The organism is Streptomyces sp. NPDC088732, from assembly GCF_044751205.1.
GTDB lineage: Bacteria > Actinomycetota > Actinomycetes > Streptomycetales > Streptomycetaceae > Actinacidiphila.
The window spans coordinates 103,819-121,342 of the sequence record NZ_JBIVLI010000016.1 but is presented as its reverse complement, the minus strand read 5'-3'; the positions used below and the strand labels follow the sequence as shown (position 1 = coordinate 121,342).

Sequence of the window (17,524 nt, the reverse complement as noted above, 5' to 3'; positions counted from 1 at the left end):
AGTGAACTGTGGTGGGCATGACATCGCGTCAACGGCCCGCCAGGCGGCAAGGTTTCCCCGTCGGCCCCCCACTCGAGGAGCACCCCTTGAGCACTGGAGACACCCCACGCACCTCACGCATCAGACGCCTGCGGGCCTCGGCGGTCGCGGGTTTCACCGCGCTGCTGCTGCCCGTCGCGGCACTGGTCGGTCTGGCCACCCCGGCGCACGCCGCGGGCACCACCGCCACGTACACCAAGACCCAGGACTGGGGAACGGGGTTCGAGGGCAAGTGGACCATCACCAACAGCGGCACCACCAGCATCAGTAGCTGGACCGTCGAGTGGGACTACCCCTCCGGAACCTCGGTGACCTCGGCGTGGGACGCCGACGTCACCAGCTCCGGCACCCACTGGACCGCCAGGAACAAGAGCTGGAACGGCACCCTGGCCCCGGGCGCCAGCGTCAGCTTCGGCTTCAACGGCGCGGGCAGCGGCAGCCCCAGCGGCTGCAAGCTCAACGGCGGCTCCTGCACCGGCGGCGGCGTCGACCCGACCCCGACACCTACCCCGACGCCCACACCCACGCCCACGCCCACCCCGACCCCCACCCCGACGCCGACCCCCACCGGCCCCGCGGGGAACAAGATCCGGCTCGGCTACTTCGCCGAGTGGGGCGTCTACGGACGCAACTACCACGTCAAGAACCTGGTGACCTCCGGCTCGGCGAGCAAGCTGACCCACATCAACTACGCCTTCGGCAACGTCACCAACGGCCAGTGCGCCATCGGCGACTCCTATGCCGACTACGACAAGGCCTACACCGCGGACCAGAGCGTCGACGGCGTCGCCGACACCTGGGACACCGGCGCGCTGCGCGGCAGCTTCAACCAGCTGCGCAAGCTGAAGAAGCAGTACCCGAACATCAAGATCCTGTGGTCGTTCGGCGGCTGGACCTGGTCCGGCGGCTTCGCCCAGGCGGCCGCCAACCCGACCGCCTTCGCCAACTCCTGCTACAGCCTGGTCGAGGACCCGCGCTGGGCCGACGTCTTCGACGGCATCGACATCGACTGGGAGTACCCCAACGCCTGCGGGCTGAGCTGCGACACCAGCGGGGCCTCGTCGTTCAAGACCCTGATGTCCGCGCTGCGCACCCGCTTCGGCTCCAGCAACCTGGTCACCGCGGCCATCACCGCCGACGGCACCAACGGCGGCAAGATCGACGCCGCCGACTACGCGGGCGCCGCGCAGTACGTGAACTACTACAACGTGATGACGTACGACTACTTCGGCGCCTTCGACGCGGACGGCCCGACCGCCCCGCACTCCCCGCTCACCTCCTACAGCGGCATCCCGATCGCCGGGTTCTACTCCGACGCGGCGATCCAGAAGCTGAAGAGCAAGGGCATCCCGTCGAACAAGCTCAACCTGGGCATCGGCTTCTACGGCCGCGGCTGGACCGGTGTCACGCAGGACGCCCCCGGCGGCTCGGCGACCGGCGCCGCACCGGGCACGTACGAGGCGGGCAACGAGGACTACAAGGTCCTCAAGAACAGCTGCCCGGTCACCGGCACCGTCGCGGGCACCGCGTACGCCCACTGCGGCAGCAACTGGTGGAGCTACGACACCCCGTCCACCATCGCGGGCAAGATGACCTACGTGAAGAACCAGGGCCTCGGCGGCGCGTTCTTCTGGGAGTTCAGCGGCGACACCAGCAACGGTGAGCTGGTCACCGCGATCAACAACGGCCTGAGCTAGTCCGGCCGTTGCGAGGCCGGGAAGGCGGCACCACCGCCTTCCCGGCCTCCTCCGTCCTCAGGCCGTGCAGCGGGAGCCGTCGAGGGAGAACGACGCGGGCACGCCGTCGCCGCGGTCCCGGGCGCCGATGAAGCCGAAGGTGGCCGAACCGCCCGTGGCGAGCGAGTCGTTGTACCCCTTCCCGCGGACCGCGACCGAGGTGCCGGACTGCGAGAAGTCCGCGTCCCACATCTGCGTCACGCGCTCCCCGTCCGGGAACGTCCACTCCAGCCGCCAGTCCGACACCGGGACGCGGGTCGTGACGGTCACCGCCGCCTGGAAGCCGCTGCTCCACCGGTCGACCAGCGTGTACGCGACGGAACAGGTCGCCGGCCGGGTGGAGGCCGGGGCGTGCGAGGACCGCGCGGGCGGGGCGCTGCGCTCAGGGGTGCGGTCCGGCGCGGCGGGGATCGTGTGCTCGGCCGCGGACGGTTCGGTGTCGCCCGGGAAGGACCCGTCGTCCGCGGGGTCCTGCGACACGGTGGGCGACGGGTCGCCCGGCGCGGCGGGTCCGGGCAGGGGCGACAGATCCGGGTCGGTGCCGCCCTGCGCGGTGGGCGCGGCGGACGCGGCCCGCGGTGCGGAGTCGTCGGCGGTCACCAGGACCGTCAGCCCGACCACGGCGGCCAGCAGGCCGGCGGCGGCCACGACGGCCACCCTGCCTCCGGGGACGCGCCCGCGAAGGCCCACGCGAAGGCCCCGGTGGAGGCGTCCACGGCCGCGTCCCGCCGGGCGCCGGAGCCGGCGCGGCGGCGTGGGACCGGCGTACGGGAACGGCGGTTGCGCCCCGCCGGTGCCAGCCGCCCGGCGGCGGGCCTCCAGGTACGACGGGCCCGCCCAGCCGAGCACGCCCTCCGCCAGCGCCTGCGCCAGACCTTCGCCGTGCGGGGTCAGGCAGACCAGCGCCTTCGCACACTCCGGGCACCGGTCGAGGTGCCGGCGCAGCTCCACCGGCACGGGCTCCTGCGGGGTGCGCGCGGCCGCGTCCAGGAGAGCGGACCAGCCGGCGCACTCCGGTGTCGGGGGCTCCGCCACGTGCGCCCGCAGGCAGTGCTCGCGGAAGACCTCCCGCACGTGGTGCATCTCGTGGGGATCGGCCGCCGGACGGCACTCCACCTCCGCGTACCAGAGCGCCTCCGCTGCCCGCTCCGGCATCGCCCGCAGGCCGCGCAGCGCCAGGGGCTCCGGGCGCCGCGCCCCCGTGCGGGCCCTGCGGGCGGCGCGCTCCGCGTTCAGCCAGATCCGCAGTTCCGGCTGCAGGCTGTCGCCGTCGCCGGCGGCCGCCCAGTGCGCGGTGCTGTCCCGGACGGCCGTCAGCAGGAACGGCAGGCACGGCAGCCCCGCGCCACCGGAGCCGGACGCGTACGGGTCCTTGGCCGCCGCCAGCCCGCGGTCGAAGGCGTCGGCGGCCAGCCGGCCGCCGGACTCGGGGGTGAGGGTGCACAACTGCGCGAAGCAGAGCACTTCCCCCCAGTACTCGGACAGCAGGACGGCCTCGGGGACCGGGGCTGCGGCAGTCATGGAGCGGGGGACCACCCTTCGGCGTCGGGGGAGGCTGCGCCTTTGTGGTGCGGGGAGCCTTTCACGCTTCCTGCACAAGTAGCAAGACGCGATGTCCTTTGCCCGAAAGGGGTGTTGGCGGGTCTTCGACGGGACGCGCGGTGTCGTTCTGTGAGCGGATGAGGACGGGTGCGGCGCGGGTGCGGTGAGCTCGTCGTGGGGTTCGGGCTGTTGGCCTTGCCGTGGTGCGGTCCGTGCCGGCTGACGTGGCGGCTCGCTGTGGTCGCGCGCGGACAGCAGGTCTTCACCGCTTCGGGAGACACCGCCGTCCGGGACGGTGCGGCGGCGTTGGCCGGTCCGCTGAAAGAGCCCGGCGCGCACGTACGGCTCGGCACCGCATCCACCGCACACGAAAACGAACACATGCCCTCCGCCAGCGAATCAGCGGGCATCGTCGCAGCTCCACGGCAGACCGGCGAACGTGTTGTTCGGGCGGCGCGTGCCGTGTGGTGGGCCATCGGCGTTGCCCGGTTCCCGGGCCGGGCACAGCGCCCGCTCGGGGAGAGGGGGCCAGGCGGGCGGGTCAGGCGGTTCCGTCCGCCGGGGCGGGGGCGCGGGGGAGGGCCGCGCGGATGACGGGGAGGGTGAGGACCGCGGCCACCGCGGCGAGTTGCCAGAGGGCGCCGAAGCCGAGGACGCCGGTGGTGCCCAGCAGGACCGACAGCGGGCCGGCGGCGGCGAGTCCGACCGGGCCCAGGGCGAAGGCGCCGAAGGCGCCGTACGCGCTGACCCGGGCGACGGTCCCGGGCGGTACCTGGGACTGGGTGACGGTCGCGTAGAGGGTGCCGCAGACGGCCGAGCCGACGCCCGCGGCCAGCGCCGCGGCGCAGACCCACGGCAGCGCCCGTCCGCTCGCGAGGGCGGCCGAGGGCAGGGCCCAGCCCACGGTGGCGGCCGTGGCGACGAACAGCGGCCGGCGCGGCCGGCGGCCCAGCATGGCCGCGCCGCCGGCGACCGCGCCCGCCCCGTACGCGGCCATGACCAGGCCCCATGAGGCGGCCCCGCCGAGCCGGCGCTGGGCGACGAGGGGGCCGAGGACCAGGAACGGCGCCCACACCAGGAGGTTGAACAGGCAGACGTGGAGGGAGGTGACCCACAGCCAGGTCCGGGAGCGGAACTCCGCCCAGCCCTCGCGCAGGTCGGCGAGGAAGGACGTCACGGGCCCGGCGCTCCCGGCCGTACGGGGCAGCAGGAGCAGCGCGACGACGCTGACGGCGTAGCTGGCGGCGTCCACGGCGAACACGGTCGCCGCCCCCGCGGTCGCGGTCAGTACGCCGGCGAGCGCGGGCCCGGCCACCGACGCGGCCGAACGGGCCACTCCCAGCAGCGCGTTGCCGTCCGACAGCGCGTCGCCGCGCACGATGCGCGGCACGAGCGCGTCGAGTGCCGGGGTGAACAGGGCCTCGGCGGCGCCCCAGACGACGACCAGCGCTATGAGCGTGCCCAGGTGCGGTGCGCCGCCCAGCAGGGTCAGGGCCAGGCCGCCCTGGGTGAGGCAGCGGATGACGTCGGCGGTGAGCATCACCCGCCGGCTGCCCCAGCGGTCGCTGAGGACTCCGCCGGCGAGGAGCACCAGGACCAGCGGCAGGATCCGGGCGGTGAGGACGAGGCCGAGTTCGGTGCCGCCGCCGTGCTCCAGGACGGCGAACGCCAGCGCGACCGACGCCATCGACGAGCCGAGCAGGGAGGTGGCGTAGCCGGTGAAGAACCGGCGGAAGTCGCGTTCCCGCAGTACGGCGGGGCGGAGGCGGAGGTCGAAGGGCATGGGCGCAGCGTGCAGGGCCGGTTCTCCGACACGCCAGGCGTGCGGCCGAAATTATTGAGTCTGCTTGCATCAACTTAGGATGGGTGCACTTGCGAACGGCAGGTCATTTACTGCGGTTAGATGGGGTGGGGCATGAGCCGACCGGTGGAGTACGCCGTCGCCGTCGACCGTTATCTCTCCGCCACCGCGCTGGGCGCGGGCTCGCGCCGGGTCTACCGGATCGCCCTGGTCACCTGGGCGTGGGGCCTCGTCGGACGCGCCGCTCCCCTGGGGCGCGGGCGCCGCAACGCCGCGCCGCCCGCCGTCCCGCTGGCGCTCCTGGACACCCCGCAGGCGGCGGCGCGGCTGCGCGAGGCCTTCACCGCGCGGTCCGCCGCGGTCGGTGCCCGTACCGCCAACCGCGAACTGTCCGTCCTCGCCGCCGCGGTGACCTGGTGGCGGGCGCAGGGCTGGCTGACCGGCGACCCCCTGGAGGGTCTGCGGGCGCTGCCCCTGCCGGTGCCGCGGGAGGGGGAGGCCGGTCCGCCCGCGGAGGACCGCGCCTTGGCGGTGCTCCGGCTGCCCGCCCCGCTGCGCGAACAGGCCCTGTGGCACCTGCTGTACGACACCGGCGCGTCCATCGAGCGGGTCCTCGCCCTGGACGTCGGCGACCTGGACCTGCCGGGCCGCCGCACCCGCGAGCGCGTCGGCGGGACGCCGCTTCGCTGGGGCGGGGCGACGGGCCGGCTGCTCACGCTGCTGACGCTCGGCCGCGTCGGCGGACCGGTGTTCCGTACCGGCCGCGGCCGGCTGTCCTACCGCCGGGCCGCCGAGGTCTTCACCGCCGCCACGCGCCCGCTCGATCCGGACGGGCACGGCTGGACACTGCGGGACCTGCGCGGCTCCGGGCGGCGGTGACCCGCGGCCTCAGCCGCCGTGGGTGAAGCGGCCCGTCACCGAGATCGTCGCGGGGCCCTTGATCATGCCGAGCCGGTTCCAGGTGAGGCCGAAGTCGGCCCGGTCGACGACGGCTTCGACGGTGAGGACGACCGCGTCGGGGGCGGCGGTGTCGGCCCGGCCGGTCAGGGCGAGCGGGCGGGTGGTGCCGCGCACGGTCAGTTCGCCGTCGACCGTGAGGGCGCCGTCCGCTCCGGCGACGACCCGGTGGGCGGTGAAGACGATCGCGGGGTGGGCCGCGACGTCGAAGAACTCGGCCGACTTCAGGTGGGTGTCGCGCTGGGAGTTGCCGGTGCCGACAGAGGCGGCCTCGACGGTGAGCGTGCCGTGCGCGCTGCCGTCGGGGGCGAGTTCGCCGGTTCCGCCGACGGTGGCGAAGGCGCCCTTGACGGTGGCCGCGCCCCACATTGTCTTGTGGGTGAGCCGGACCGAGGAGCCCGCGGGGTCGAGGATCCACGTGCCCGTGCGCAGGCCGGCGGGGGTGGTGGACGAGTCGGTCATGGGGAACCGCATCCTTTGATTGCTAGCCAGATATTAAGTAGCTGGTTAGACAATAGCTGGCGTTGGTACCCTGGGCAATGTGACGACGGAGATCCACACCGGGCCGGACGGCGGGGGCGCCTGCCCCGGCGCCGCGGACCTGGAACTGCTCGCACGCTGGCACGAGGTGCAGTCGGGCTTCCGCCGCGTGACCGATCAACTGCTGGCGGATGTGGAGGCGCGCTCGGGGCTGGCCCCGTCCTCGTTCCAGGCGCTGTGGTTCCTCATGACCGCGCCGGAGCGCTCCGCGCCGATGTACCAGCTCGCGGGCACGCTCGGCTTCACGACGGCGGGCACCACCAAGGTCGCCGACCGGCTCACTGAGGCCGGCCTCATCGAGCGCCGTCCGTGCCGGAGCGACCGGCGTGTCACGCTGGCGGCGCTCACCGAACGCGGGTTGGAGGTGGCGGCGACGGCCGCCCGTACGCTCGCCGACGCGCTGCGGGAGCGCGTCGTCGCCCCCCTCGGCGGCACGGAGCGCTTCGCCGCGCTCGCGGACGCGGTCGTCGCCGTGGACCCGGAGCCGGCCGGCCGCCCTCCGTGCGGTTCCTGAACGCCGGACGTCAGACGTCGACCGCGACCGAGCGCGGGTCGAAGCCGAAGGGGAGTTCCAGGCGGTGGCGGCGCATCAGGGCGTCGTCGGAGAGCAGTTGCTGCGTGCGGCCGTCGGCCGCGATGATGCCGCCGCTGAGGACCACCGCGCGGGAGCAGAGTTCCAGGGCGTAGGGCAGGTCGTGGGTGACCATCAGCACCGTGACGTCCAGCGACCGCAGGATGTCGGCGAGTTCGCGGCGCGAGGCCGGGTCGAGGTTGGAGGAGGGCTCGTCCAGGACGAGGATCTCCGGTTCCATGGCGAGCACGGTGGCGACCGCGACCCGGCGCCGCTGGCCGAAGGACAGGTGGTGCGGCGGCCGGTCGGCGAACTCCGCCATGCCGACCCGCTCCAGCGCCTTGCGGACGCAGGCCTCCAGTTCGGGGCCGCGCAGCCCGGCCGCTGCCGGGCCGAAGGCGACGTCCTCGCGGACGGTCGGCATGAACAGCTGGTCGTCCGGGTCCTGGAAGACGATGCCGACGCGGCGGCGGATCTCGGCGAGGTGCTTGCGGTCGCCGACGGGCAGGCCCGCGACGGTGACGGTGCCCGCGCCCGCCTCCAGGATGCCGTTGAGGTGCAGGACGAGGGTGGTCTTGCCGGCGCCGTTGGGGCCGAGCAGCGCGACCCGCTCCCCGCGGCCGATGGTCAGGTCCACGCCGAACAGCGCCTGGTGGCCGTCGGGGTAGGCATAGGCGAGGCCCTTGACCTCGAGCGATGGGGTCATGCGAACCATCCCGTCAGGCAGACCAGCAGTGCGGCGGCCGGGAGCACGGCCGCGTACGACCACTGTGCGCGGGACGCCGTGACGTCGTCGATCACCGGCATGCTGCCGGCGTAGCCGCGGCTGACCATGGCCAGATGGACACGCTCGCCGCGTTCGTAGGAGCGGATGAACAGGGCGCCCGCGGACTTGGCGAGCACACCCCAGTGGCGCGGGCCGCGGGCCTCGAAGCCGCGTGAGGCGCGGGCGACGCGCATGCGGCGCATCTCGTCGGTGATGACGTCGCCGTAGCGGATCATGAAGGAGGCGATCTGCACCAGCAGCGCGGGCAGCCGCAACCGCTGGAGGCCCAGCAGGAGTTCGCGCAGTTCCGTGGTGGAGGCCAGCAGGACGGAGGCGGCGACGCCGAGGGTGCCCTTGGCGAGGATGTTCCAGGCGCCCCACAGGCCGTTGACGCTCACCGACAGCCCGAGCACCTCGGTGTGCGGGCCCTCGGCGACGAACGGCATCAGGACGGCGAAGGCGACGAACGGCACCTCGATCAGCAGCCGTCGCAGCAGGAAGCCCGCCGGTACCCGGGCCACCGCGGCCACCGTGGCCAGCAGCACGGCGTACAGGCCGAAGGCCCATACCGCGGTGCGCGGGGTGGAGACCACGACGAGGACGAAGCAGAAGACCGCGGCGATCTTGCACTGCGGGGGCAGCGCGTGCACCGGCGAGTGCCCGTGCCGGTAGAGCCGGTGTGCGTGCCCCGCGCCCATCCGTCAGGCCTCGTCCGTGCGCGGCCGGCGGCGGACGACCCAGAAGACGCCGCTGCCGAGAGCGAGGGTGGCGCCGACGCCGAGGATTCCCGCGAGGCCGCCGGACAGCCGGGCGTTGCCGACGTCCTTCGTCTGATAGTCCGCCAGCGGGGAGTCCTTCGCCGCGTGGTTCTCCGTCTTCTTGTCGATGCCGTGGTCGGCGGCGACCTTCTCCAGTCCGTCGGGGCTGGAGGACGCGTAGTAGCTGACGAACCCGGCGAGCACCAGGGCCGCGATCAGCCCGGCGATCCACAGCGGCCGTACACCGCCGCGCTTGGGGGTGGGTGTCACGGCCGCCATCAGACGGTCGCCTCCTTCAGCTCCAGCGGACGGCGCAGGTCACGGGCGCCGTGGACGAGGTCGGGACGGACGGCGATCACGGCGCCGACGGTCGCGGCGGTGATGAACGCCTCGCCGATGCCGATGAGTACATGGACGCCGACCATGGCGGTGAAGACCTTGCCGAGGGGGACGTCGGTCGTGCCGCCGAGCGCGTAGATCGCGGTGAAGGCGACGGAGGCCGCCGGTACGGAGAGCAGGGCGGCCACGAAGGCCGCGCCCGTCACCGCCCCGCGTGTGCGTGGCAGCACCTTCACCAGGCCGCGGAAGACGGCGTAGGCGACGACGACCGTCACGATCGCCATGTCGGTGATGTTCACGCCGAGCGCGGTGAGTCCGCCGTCGGCGAAGAGCACCCCTTGGATGAGCAGCACCACCGACACGCACAGCACGCCGGTGTACGGGCCCACCAGGATCGCGGCGAGCGCGCCTCCCAGGAGGTGGCCGCTGGTGCCCGCGGCGACGGGGAAGTTGAGCATCTGCACGGCGAAGATGAAGGCGGAGACGAGTCCGGCCAGGGGCGCGGTGCGCTCGTCGAGTTCACGCCGGGCACCGCGCAGGCTCACGGCGACGGCCGCCGCCGCCACGGCCCCGGTCGCCACCGACACCGGGGCGTCGATGAATCCGTCGGGTACATGCATGAGGAGTGCTCCGCTTCGGAGTCGGCCTGGTCGAACGCGCTCATCATACGGTCTTATTGCGACATCTTTGCAAGAGCCTGAGAGGCGCGAAAACGTTCCTCTTGCGTGTACCGGCCGTTGGCGGCCAAGTCCCCTTCACGGCGCCGGTCGTTCAGGCGAGCGGCCGCCCTGCCGTGAGGTTCCAGCGCCCGGACCGCCCGCTGAATTCCGTCGCCGTGAGCGGGGGGACGTCGATCCGCCAGAACGACTGCTCCGGCGTGCCCAGCGTCCTGACCGCGCAGGCCCGCACGATCTCCGGCTCCACGACGGCGACCACCCGGCCGGGCGCGGCCGCCAGCCCGTCCAGCCAGCCGCCGACCCGTGCGCACAGGTCGCGCAGCGACTCGGCGTCGTGCGGCGCGGCGTCGGGGTCGGACAGCCAGGCGGCGACCGCGTCGGGTTCCTCGGCGCTCACCTCGGCCAGCGTGCGGCCGCGCCAGCGGCCCAGTGCCCAGCCGTCGGGGGCGTCCCCGTCGGGGGCCAGGCCCAGTGCCTCGGCGGTCGCCCGGCAGCGCGCCGAGGGCGACACCAGGACCCGGCCGGCGGCGGGCAGGTGCCCGGCCACCGCGCGGGCGGTCTCCAGCGCCTTGCCGTCCGGCGGCACGTCGTCGTCGAAGCGGGCCTCCCGCAGGGCGGCCGTGACGACCGGCGAGATCAGGGTCACCCGGGTGGTCATGTGCTCTCCTTCGCTGTCCGCGAAGCTTCGCCCCGCGGGGTCCGGGCGCGGAACGGCCCTTCCGCCGGGTGCCCTTGGCCGTCGGCACGGGTGGTGGGACAGTTGCGCGGATCCGGCACGGTCGCGCCACTGTAAGCCGGGCACGGCGCCCGCGCGATCGTGCCGTCGGCGGTGCTCCCCGGGGTCCTCCGGTTCGTGGCGGCCGAGCGGGGCCCGACGCCGCTGGTCAACGCGGGGCGCGGGCCGGGTCGTTCGCGGCGATCAGCGCGTGCAGCCGGTCGGCGGCAGTGCGCCCGAAGTCCGGGTCGTTGAGGTGCGTGTCGTACGCCGCCACCTCCACCCGGCTGCCGCGCAGGCCGTCGCGCAGCGCCGTGAACAGCACCTCGTCGACGGACGGGTCGTGGTACGGCCCGCCCGGGGCGCCGAGCGTGGACAGGCCGCGCAGCGGGAGCAGCAGGGCCGCGGGACCGGTCGCGGCGCGCAGTTTCTCGGCGACCTGGCGGCCGAGCGCGGCGCACTCGGCGGCGGTGGTGCGGATGACGGTGACCGAGGGGTTGTGCACATGGACGTGGCGGGACCGGAAACGATCCGGCAGTGACGCGAGCGGACCGAACTTGACCATGTCCAGCGCCCCGGGGCTCACCACCTGCGGCACCCCGGCCCGGCCCGCCGCCCGCAGCCGGTCCGGGCCCGCGCCGAAGGTGCCGCCGACCAGGTCGTCGGCGAGTTCGCTGAGGGTCAGGTCCAGGACGCCGGAGAACATCCCCTGCGCGGCGAGGGTCTCGAGGGAGCGGCCGCCGGACCCGACGGAGTGGAAGACCAGCACCTCGTAGCCGAGGTCGGTCAGCCGCTGCCGGGCGGCGTCCACGCCCGGGGTGGTCACGCCCGCCATGCTGGCCGCCACCAGCGGCCGGTCGTCCGCGGGCGGCGGCGCGTCCGTGGCGAAGCCCGTGGCCATGGCGGCGATGGCGTCGGCCGCGTTCGCCAGGATCGGCGCCGAGACGCGGTTGACGCCCGCGATGTCGACGACGCTGTACATCATCGCGATGTCGGCCGCCCCGACGTACGGCGAGACGTCGCCCGCCGCCATCGAGGACACCATCAGCTTCGGCACGCCCAGCGGCAGGGCGCGCATCGCGCGGGTCGCGATCGACGTGCCCCCGCTGCCCCCGATGGCCAGCACACCGTGCAGCCGCCCCCGCGCGTGCAGCCGGCGCACCACCTCGGCGGCGCCCTCGGCCATCGTGGTCACGGCGATGCCCCGGTCCCCCTGGGCGCGCAGCCGTGCGATGTCGGCGCCCGCCGCGCGGGCCACCTCGGCGCGCGCGATGTCGGCGGGCACCCGGGGCTCGCCGGCGACCCCGGTGTCGATGAGGACGACGTCGACGGCGCGCCGCAGCAGGCGCTCGCGCAGCCATCCGTACTCCGCACCCTTGGTGTCCAGCGTTCCCAGCAGCGCAACCACCGGCATGGATCACAGTGTTGGGGGGATCGGCGGATGTGACAAGGCCTCATGCCGGGGGCACGCGGCGGAGCAGCAGCAGCGCCGTGTCGTCGGCCCGGTGCGCCGAGGCGCCGTCGTAGTGGACGAGGGTCTCGGCGAGCTGGTCCATCGGAACCCGCCCGGCGCCGGCGAGGGTCCGCGCGAGGCGCGCGATGGCGGCGTCCAGGTCGGTGCCGGGGCTCTCGACCAGCCCGTCGGTGTAGAGCGCGAGCACCGCCCCCGGCGGCAGCGGCACCTGGGCGGTGGGGTACTCGGCCCGCGGGTCGATGCCCAGCAGCGGCCCCGGCGGGGTGGTGAGCACCTCGGCATCTCCCTCGGGCCGGCGCAGCAGCGGCGGCGGATGTCCGGCGGTGGCCAGCCGCGCCATTCCCTCGTCGAGGTCGAGATGGACGTACAGGCAGCTGGTGAAGAGCCCCGTGTCGAGCTCGTCGAGCAGCCGGTTGGTGCGGGCGAGCACCTCGTCGGGCGAGGCGCCCGCGGTGGCGTGCGCGTGCACGGCGGTGCGGACCTGGCCCATCAGCGCGGCGGCGTTGACGTTGTGGCCCTGCACGTCGCCGATGACGGCGGCCGCGCAGGTGTCGCCGAGCCGGATCAGGTCGTAGAAGTCGCCGCCGATCTCCATGCCGCTGGTGGCCGGCAGGTAGCGGGCGGCGACCTCCAGTCCGGGCAGCGAGGGCAGCGTGTGGGGCAGCAGCCCGGCCTGCAGGCCGTGGGCGAGCTGGTGCTTGGCGTCGTAGATGCGGGCGCGGTCCAGGGCCTGCGCGGTGAGCGCGGTCAGCGAGGCCATGACGCTGCGCTCGTCACTGCGGAACGAGTGCGGCTGGTCGTAGCCGAGGAGGCAGCAGCCGACCGGGCGGCCCGAGGCGATCAGCGGCAGGAACGCCCAGGCCGACTTCCGCAGGGTGCCGGCCAGTCCCGGATAGGCCCGCAGCAACTCCTCGGGGGAGCCGTAGAAGCGGGGCACCCCGGTGCGCAGGGCACGGCTCGCAGGGGTCTGCCGCGAGCCGAGCGGGGTGCCGTCGAGCGCCGCCATGGCGTCCTCGCCGTAGCCGCGGTGGCCGATCACCCGCAGCCGGCCGCCCTCGGAGACGAAGAGCGCGAAGGCGTCCGCGCCGAAGGCGGACGGGAACATGTCGGCCACCAGCTCGACCACGTCGCGGACCCCGACCGCCTCGGCGAGCGCACCGGCGAGCTGCATCAGGTGGTAGATCGCCGTGACCCGGTCCGGGGTCCTGCGGGCCTCGTCCTGCCGGCAGTTCTTGGGCGGCCCCGGCCGCGCTTCCGGACGGTGGTCGGTGGGGGAGATCCGTACGCTCACGCCGGTCGCGTCCGGATAGAGCTGGAAGAGCATCCAGTGGTCCGGCGGGCGGCGGGCGATGAACGACGTCGGCTGCCCGGAGAGCACGGCGCCGCGGTAGCGGTCCTCGTGCACCGGGTCGTTCAGCCAGGGCAGCACCTGCCAGGGCAGCGCACCGAGCAGGACCCGGGCGGGCTCGCCGAGCAGCGGTTCGGCACGGTCGCTGACGTAGACGATCCGGCCGCTCTGGTCCAGGGCGCACGCGCCCTCGGGCAGCCGTCCGACGAAGTCGGCGGCCGCCTGCGCCTCGTCCGGCTCCGCCGTCCTGGCGCGGGGCCGTTCCAGCACCCGCGGCAGCGGGCCGGGGTGGACCGGGGCGCCGGCCGACTCCGCGCGCAGCAGGTGCTCGCACATGCGCCGGCAGGCGCGGCCGATCGCGGCGTGGTCCGCCCCCGCCGGCCGTTCGGGACGCGAACCGGGCCAGGTCAGCATCAGCGCGCCGCGCATGACGTGACCGGCGGACGGTACGGGGGCGGCGGCCAGGGCCAGGTCGTAGGGCAGGACCAGCGCGGTCTGCGGATAGCGCTCGGCCAGCTCCTCCCGCGTGCCCAGCCACACCAGGCGCCCGGTGCGGACGGCGTCCGCCACCGGTCCCGACCGGTCCAGTGTCATCCGCGCCCACGGCGTCACCAGCTCCCGCGGCGCCCCGGTCAGCACCTCCAGGCCCAGCACCCGCCCCTCGGGCAGCATCAGGAAGACCGCGCCGATGTGCGCGTTCGTGGCGCGCACGACCTCGGCGAGCGTCTCGTCCAGTTGCTCCCGTACGGGGGCGATGACCACCATGACGGGCCCACCGTTCATGCCGATCGGCTCTCTAATGGGACGATACGCCTCATTCCACCCCCCGTCCCTGCCGAGCCGCCCGGCCGGCGCCCCGGCTACGACGGGTACGCCGCCGGGGCGGGGGCCACGAGGTCGATGGCGGTGCCGACCTGGTCGGCGAGGGTGACGGCGACCAGCCGGGCCTGCGGGGAGGGCACGGCGCCGGGCGTGGGGCGGAGCATGAAGCGGCCGTGGAAGCGGCCGTTGTGGAAGACCCGCAGTTCGACCTCCGTGTCCGGCAGGCCCTGGCGGTCGGCGTCCCAGGCGCGGCGGCCCCAGAAGATCGTGCCGTCGGCCTCGAGCCGCGGCGGGTGGCCGACCAGGGTGCCGTACTCGAAGCGGCAGCCGCGCAGCTGGAGCAGGCTCACGAGCTGGTCGCCGACGTGCTGGACGACCCGGTGCGGCGAGGGCGCGGACTGGGTGAGCCGGGCGGTCTCGTGGATGCGGGAAAGGTGGTCCGCGTCCGTGGCGGCGACGGCCTCCAGCCGCCGCGTCCGGGCGGCCAGCCGGGAGACGGCCAGCCCGACCACGAGCAGCAGCACGGCGGTGGCGATGTCGCCCGGTCCCGCGATGGTGAACCGCCCGTAGGGCGGGGCGAAGAAGAAGTCGAACCATGCCGCGGCCGACAGCGCGGCGACGGCCCCGGCGGCACGGCTGCCGAGAACGGCCACCGCGACCACCGCGACCACCAGCACCAGGGCCACCAGCGGGGCGGAGAGGTCCGCCCGGAAGGGCAGCAGCACCGCGGCGGCGGCGAGCGGCAGCAGGACCGCGGCCGGCAGGGCGAGCCTGCGCGGGAACGAGAACGGGAACGGGGACGGGGACGGATGGTGGAGCACGGCCCTCACCTGATTCGGCTGGTCCGGACAGTTCCGGTGGAGCGAAGTCCCTCCTGGGGAAAGGTCACATGGGCCCGGCGGCACGCAGTGGCAGCTGCCGGGCGTTGCGGCGCCGCACGGACTCGAAGAGCTCCTGCAACGACGGGCGCGGCACGGACAGGACCGGGCAGACCGCGTCCCGTACGCACCGGTGGGCCACCGGCGGCGACAGCAGCCGGCGCAGCAGGCCGGGGCGCCCGGCGCCGACCACCAGCAGGTCGTCCTCGCGGTCGGCGATGTGCACCAGGCAGCGGGCCGCGGGGCCGCGGGCGATGAGCGCCTGGACCCCGAGGCCGGCCGGCGCGCCCCCGAAGGCGTTGTCCATCGCGGTCAGCAGCCGCAGCCGGGCCTGCTCCTGCCCGGCGTGCAGCAGCGGCGGGCACGGCCGCCGCCGGTAGGCGAAGTCGCCGCCCGGGGGCTCCCAGGCGTGCACCACGACCAGTGCCGCGCCACGGCGGCGGGCCTCGGCGGCCGCCCGGTGCAGTGCCGCGAGGCTGCCCAGCGAACCGCTGACCCCCACGACCACACGACGGTGTCCGGCGTCTTCCATACCTCCATGGAAGCGCCGCCCGCCTCCGCGCGCGGGGGCTCTTGTCGCCGCCCTGTCGCCGCCGCGGGCAGCCTTGACGCTTCCCTGACCGTGCCGCCAGCGCACCGTCAACGCTTGGCCCGCGGACGTCAACGTCGCGTCAGGGACGGGCCCGTACCCGGATGTGCCGGGCATAGCGTCATTGCTGGCCGCGGACCACGTCCGGTCCGGGCCACCGTCACGAACGAACCTCACAGGAGGATCGCCATGAGCGAGACATGGTGCGGGGACGACCCGGAACCTTCCGAACCCGTCCCGGCCGGACACCCCCACAGGGAGACGCTCTACGTCCCCGTCCGGCCGGGTCCCGCCGGGTGCGTCGCGCGCATGTTCCGCACGCCCCTGGGCGGCCGTACGGCCGTCGCCTTCACCAGTGAGGAACGCCTGGCCGCCACGCTCGGCCCCGGCCAGGAGTGGATCAGGCTCGGCGAGCCCGCGCTGCGGGCACTCGCCGAACCGCTGGGGGTCACCACCCTCACCGTGGACCCGCAGTTCGCCGCGCCCGCCGTGGGCGCCACCGCGGACTGGGACCCGCGGGCCGTGCACACCGCCGACCACCTGCCGCTGCGCATCGGCTGAGGAGCGTCCTGCCATGACCATCTCTGAGACCACCGCCTTGACCGCGCTCGCCGCCGAAGGCGTCGACACCGGGCTGTCCGTCTGGCCGGCCTCCACGCGCACCGCGCCGCACGGCGAGCTGTCGGTGGGCGGCGTCGCCCTCACCGAACTCGCCGAGCGCTTCGGCACCCCGGCGTACGTCCTCGACGAGGGCGAGGTGCGGGCCCGCTGCCGCACCTACCGCGCCGCGTTCCCCGACGCCGACGTCCTCTACGCAGCCAAGGCGTTCCTGTGCCGGGCGATGGCCCACTGGGTCGAGGAGGAGGGCCTGGGCCTGGACGTCTGCTCGGCCGGCGAACTCGAACTCGCCGTCGTCACCGGCTTCCCGCCGGAGCGCATCGTGCTGCACGGCAACGCCAAGAGCCCCGAGGACCTGGCCACCGCGCTGCGCCTGGGCGTGGGCCGCATCGTCATCGACAGCACCGGGGAGATCGCCCGGCTGGCCGCCCAGGTGCCGGCCGGGTCCCGGCAGAAGGTGCTGCTGCGCATCGTGCCCGGCATCGCCGCGGGCGGTCACGCCGCGGTGCGCACCGGCACCGACGACCAGAAGTTCGGGCTGTCCCTCGCCGACGGCTCCGCGCAGCACGCGGTGGCCCGGGTCCTGGACCAGCCGCGGCTCGAACTGGTCGGCCTGCACTGCCACCTCGGCTCGCAGATCTCCAGCGTCAAGCCGTACCTGTCCGCCGTACGGCGACTGGTCGGGCTGCTCGCCGGGATCCGCCGCCAGCACGGGGTCACGCTCCCCGAACTGGACCTCGGCGGCGGCCACGCGGTGGCGTACCGGCCCGGCGAGGCGGCGCTCGACATCACCTCGCTGGCCTCCCGGGTCCGCGCCGAGCTCACCGCGAGCTGCGCGGCGGCCGGGCTGCCGGTCCCGCGGCTGACGGTCGAGCCGGGCCGCGCCATCGCGGGCCCCGCGGGTGTGGCGCTGTACCGGGTGCTGTCGGTCAAGCGCACCGGCGGCCAGGTCTTCGTGGCCGTGGACGGCGGCATGAGCGACAACCCGCGGCCCGCCCTGTACGGGGTGCGCTACGCGCCCCGGCTGATCGGCCGGCACTCCACGGAGGAGCCCGCGCTGGTCACCGTCGTGGGCCGGCACTGCGAGGCCGGCGACGTGCTGGCCTCCGCGGTCCCGCTGCCCGGCGACATCCGGCCGGGCGACCTGCTCGGCGTGCCGGTCGCGGGCGCCTACCACCTGTCGATGGCCTCGACGTACAACATGGTCGGCCGCCCGCCGGTGGTCGCCGTGGACAACGGCCGGGCCCGGCTGCTGGTGCGCCGTGAGTCGATGGAGGACTTCCGCAGGCGCGACATCGGCCTGTGACCGACTCCGGCCGGCCCCGGCGGTGCCCGGCCGGTACCTCCCGAGGGG

General features: G+C 74.6%; 15 protein-coding genes and 1 pseudogene. 5 read left to right on the top strand and 11 right to left on the bottom strand.

Annotated elements, in window-relative coordinates; translation table 11 throughout:
- Nucleotides 1-86 precede the first annotated feature (86 nt).
- A complete protein-coding gene (locus ACIP9H_RS26310) occupies nt 87-1,736 on the top strand; it encodes a glycosyl hydrolase family 18 protein (protein WP_401961144.1) in 1,650 nt (549 codons plus the stop codon).
- Between the two features lie 57 nt (nt 1,737-1,793).
- Here the strand turns inward: ACIP9H_RS26310 and ACIP9H_RS26305 are convergent, their stop codons facing one another.
- Both ACIP9H_RS26305 and ACIP9H_RS26300 read right to left on the bottom strand, forming a co-directional pair.
- Nucleotides 1,794-3,296 carry a cellulose binding domain-containing protein gene (locus ACIP9H_RS26305; RefSeq protein ID WP_401588555.1) on the bottom strand — a complete coding sequence of 501 codons (1,503 nt, stop codon included), beginning with the start codon at nt 3,294-3,296 and terminating at the stop codon, nt 1,794-1,796.
- A 562-nt stretch (nt 3,297-3,858) separates the two neighbouring features.
- A complete protein-coding gene (locus ACIP9H_RS26300) occupies nt 3,859-5,100 on the bottom strand; it encodes an MFS transporter (RefSeq protein ID WP_401588557.1) in 1,242 nt (413 codons plus the stop codon).
- A 132-nt stretch (nt 5,101-5,232) separates the two neighbouring features.
- Between ACIP9H_RS26300 and ACIP9H_RS26295 the strand changes: the two genes are divergently transcribed.
- Nucleotides 5,233-5,997, top strand: coding sequence for a hypothetical protein (locus tag ACIP9H_RS26295; RefSeq protein WP_401588559.1), 765 nt, complete (start codon nt 5,233-5,235; stop codon nt 5,995-5,997).
- 9 nt (nt 5,998-6,006) lie between these two features.
- Here the strand turns inward: ACIP9H_RS26295 and ACIP9H_RS26290 are convergent, their stop codons facing one another.
- Nucleotides 6,007-6,537: a YceI family protein gene (locus ACIP9H_RS26290; protein ID WP_401588562.1), complete on the bottom strand. Its 531-nt coding sequence runs from the start codon at nt 6,535-6,537 to the stop codon at nt 6,007-6,009.
- 79 nt (nt 6,538-6,616) lie between these two features.
- On the opposite strand from ACIP9H_RS26290, the gene ACIP9H_RS26285 reads away from it, so the two are divergent.
- Entirely contained in the window at nt 6,617-7,129 is a 513-nt protein-coding gene (locus tag ACIP9H_RS26285; RefSeq protein WP_401588565.1) for a MarR family winged helix-turn-helix transcriptional regulator, read from the top strand.
- Between the two features lie 10 nt (nt 7,130-7,139).
- On the opposite strand, the gene ACIP9H_RS26280 is transcribed toward ACIP9H_RS26285, so the two are convergent.
- The 8 genes and pseudogenes from ACIP9H_RS26280 to ACIP9H_RS26245 all read right to left on the bottom strand — a co-directional run bounded on the left by ACIP9H_RS26280 (nt 7,140) and on the right by ACIP9H_RS26245 (nt 15,495).
- Nucleotides 7,140-7,892: an energy-coupling factor ABC transporter ATP-binding protein gene (locus tag ACIP9H_RS26280; RefSeq protein WP_401588567.1), complete on the bottom strand. Its 753-nt coding sequence runs from the start codon at nt 7,890-7,892 to the stop codon at nt 7,140-7,142.
- On the bottom strand, nt 7,889-8,650 hold the full coding sequence (gene cbiQ / locus ACIP9H_RS26275) for a cobalt ECF transporter T component CbiQ (RefSeq protein ID WP_401588570.1): 762 nt from the start codon (nt 8,648-8,650) through the stop codon (nt 7,889-7,891). Before cbiQ ends, ACIP9H_RS26280 begins: the two co-directional genes overlap by 4 nt.
- A gap of 3 nt (nt 8,651-8,653) precedes the next feature.
- Nucleotides 8,654-9,669: pseudogene (locus ACIP9H_RS26270) on the bottom strand (energy-coupling factor ABC transporter permease).
- A gap of 151 nt (nt 9,670-9,820) precedes the next feature.
- A complete protein-coding gene (locus ACIP9H_RS26265) occupies nt 9,821-10,384 on the bottom strand; it encodes a histidine phosphatase family protein (RefSeq protein ID WP_401588573.1) in 564 nt (187 codons plus the stop codon).
- 226 nt (nt 10,385-10,610) lie between these two features.
- Nucleotides 10,611-11,855, bottom strand: a complete 1,245-nt coding sequence (locus ACIP9H_RS26260) for a Tm-1-like ATP-binding domain-containing protein (RefSeq protein ID WP_401588576.1) — start codon at nt 11,853-11,855, stop codon at nt 10,611-10,613.
- A 40-nt stretch (nt 11,856-11,895) separates the two neighbouring features.
- Nucleotides 11,896-14,046, bottom strand: a complete 2,151-nt coding sequence (locus ACIP9H_RS26255; protein ID WP_401588579.1) for a SpoIIE family protein phosphatase — start codon at nt 14,044-14,046, stop codon at nt 11,896-11,898.
- Between the two features lie 77 nt (nt 14,047-14,123).
- Nucleotides 14,124-14,906 carry a DUF4118 domain-containing protein gene (locus ACIP9H_RS26250; protein ID WP_401588582.1) on the bottom strand — a complete coding sequence of 261 codons (783 nt, stop codon included), beginning with the start codon at nt 14,904-14,906 and terminating at the stop codon, nt 14,124-14,126.
- Nucleotides 14,907-14,970: 64 nt separating this feature from the next.
- Nucleotides 14,971-15,495: a universal stress protein gene (locus ACIP9H_RS26245; protein ID WP_401588585.1), complete on the bottom strand. Its 525-nt coding sequence runs from the start codon at nt 15,493-15,495 to the stop codon at nt 14,971-14,973.
- A gap of 246 nt (nt 15,496-15,741) precedes the next feature.
- On the opposite strand from ACIP9H_RS26245, the gene ACIP9H_RS26240 reads away from it, so the two are divergent.
- Nucleotides 15,742-16,113 (top strand): SAV_915 family protein, encoded by a 372-nt coding sequence (locus ACIP9H_RS26240; protein ID WP_401588588.1) that lies wholly within the window; start codon nt 15,742-15,744, stop codon nt 16,111-16,113.
- A 13-nt stretch (nt 16,114-16,126) separates the two neighbouring features.
- The gene (lysA, locus tag ACIP9H_RS26235) at nt 16,127-17,476 is read left to right on the top strand and encodes a diaminopimelate decarboxylase (RefSeq protein ID WP_401588591.1); all 1,350 of its coding nucleotides are present in this window, start codon (nt 16,127-16,129) and stop codon (nt 17,474-17,476) included.
- The last annotated feature ends 48 nt before the right edge of the window (nt 17,477-17,524 follow it).

Excerpts from the sequence above, each read along its gene's own strand:
- ACIP9H_RS26305 (WP_401588555.1), bottom strand. The coding sequence starts at position 3,296 with ATGACTGCCGCAGCCCCGGTCCCCGAGGCCGTCCTGCTGTCCGAGTAC.
- ACIP9H_RS26300 (WP_401588557.1), bottom strand. The coding sequence starts at position 5,100 with ATGCCCTTCGACCTCCGCCTCCGCCCCGCCGTACTGCGGGAACGCGAC.
- ACIP9H_RS26295 (WP_401588559.1), top strand. The coding sequence starts at position 5,233 with ATGAGCCGACCGGTGGAGTACGCCGTCGCCGTCGACCGTTATCTCTCC.
- ACIP9H_RS26290 (WP_401588562.1), bottom strand. The coding sequence starts at position 6,537 with ATGACCGACTCGTCCACCACCCCCGCCGGCCTGCGCACGGGCACGTGG.
- ACIP9H_RS26280 (WP_401588567.1), bottom strand. The coding sequence starts at position 7,892 with ATGACCCCATCGCTCGAGGTCAAGGGCCTCGCCTATGCCTACCCCGAC.
- cbiQ (WP_401588570.1), bottom strand. The coding sequence starts at position 8,650 with ATGGGCGCGGGGCACGCACACCGGCTCTACCGGCACGGGCACTCGCCG.
- ACIP9H_RS26265 (WP_401588573.1), bottom strand. The coding sequence starts at position 10,384 with ATGACCACCCGGGTGACCCTGATCTCGCCGGTCGTCACGGCCGCCCTG.
- ACIP9H_RS26260 (WP_401588576.1), bottom strand. The coding sequence starts at position 11,855 with ATGCCGGTGGTTGCGCTGCTGGGAACGCTGGACACCAAGGGTGCGGAG.
- ACIP9H_RS26255 (WP_401588579.1), bottom strand. The coding sequence starts at position 14,046 with ATGAACGGTGGGCCCGTCATGGTGGTCATCGCCCCCGTACGGGAGCAA.
- ACIP9H_RS26245 (WP_401588585.1), bottom strand. The coding sequence starts at position 15,495 with ATGGAAGACGCCGGACACCGTCGTGTGGTCGTGGGGGTCAGCGGTTCG.
- ACIP9H_RS26240 (WP_401588588.1), top strand. The coding sequence starts at position 15,742 with ATGAGCGAGACATGGTGCGGGGACGACCCGGAACCTTCCGAACCCGTC.
- lysA (WP_401588591.1), top strand. The coding sequence starts at position 16,127 with ATGACCATCTCTGAGACCACCGCCTTGACCGCGCTCGCCGCCGAAGGC.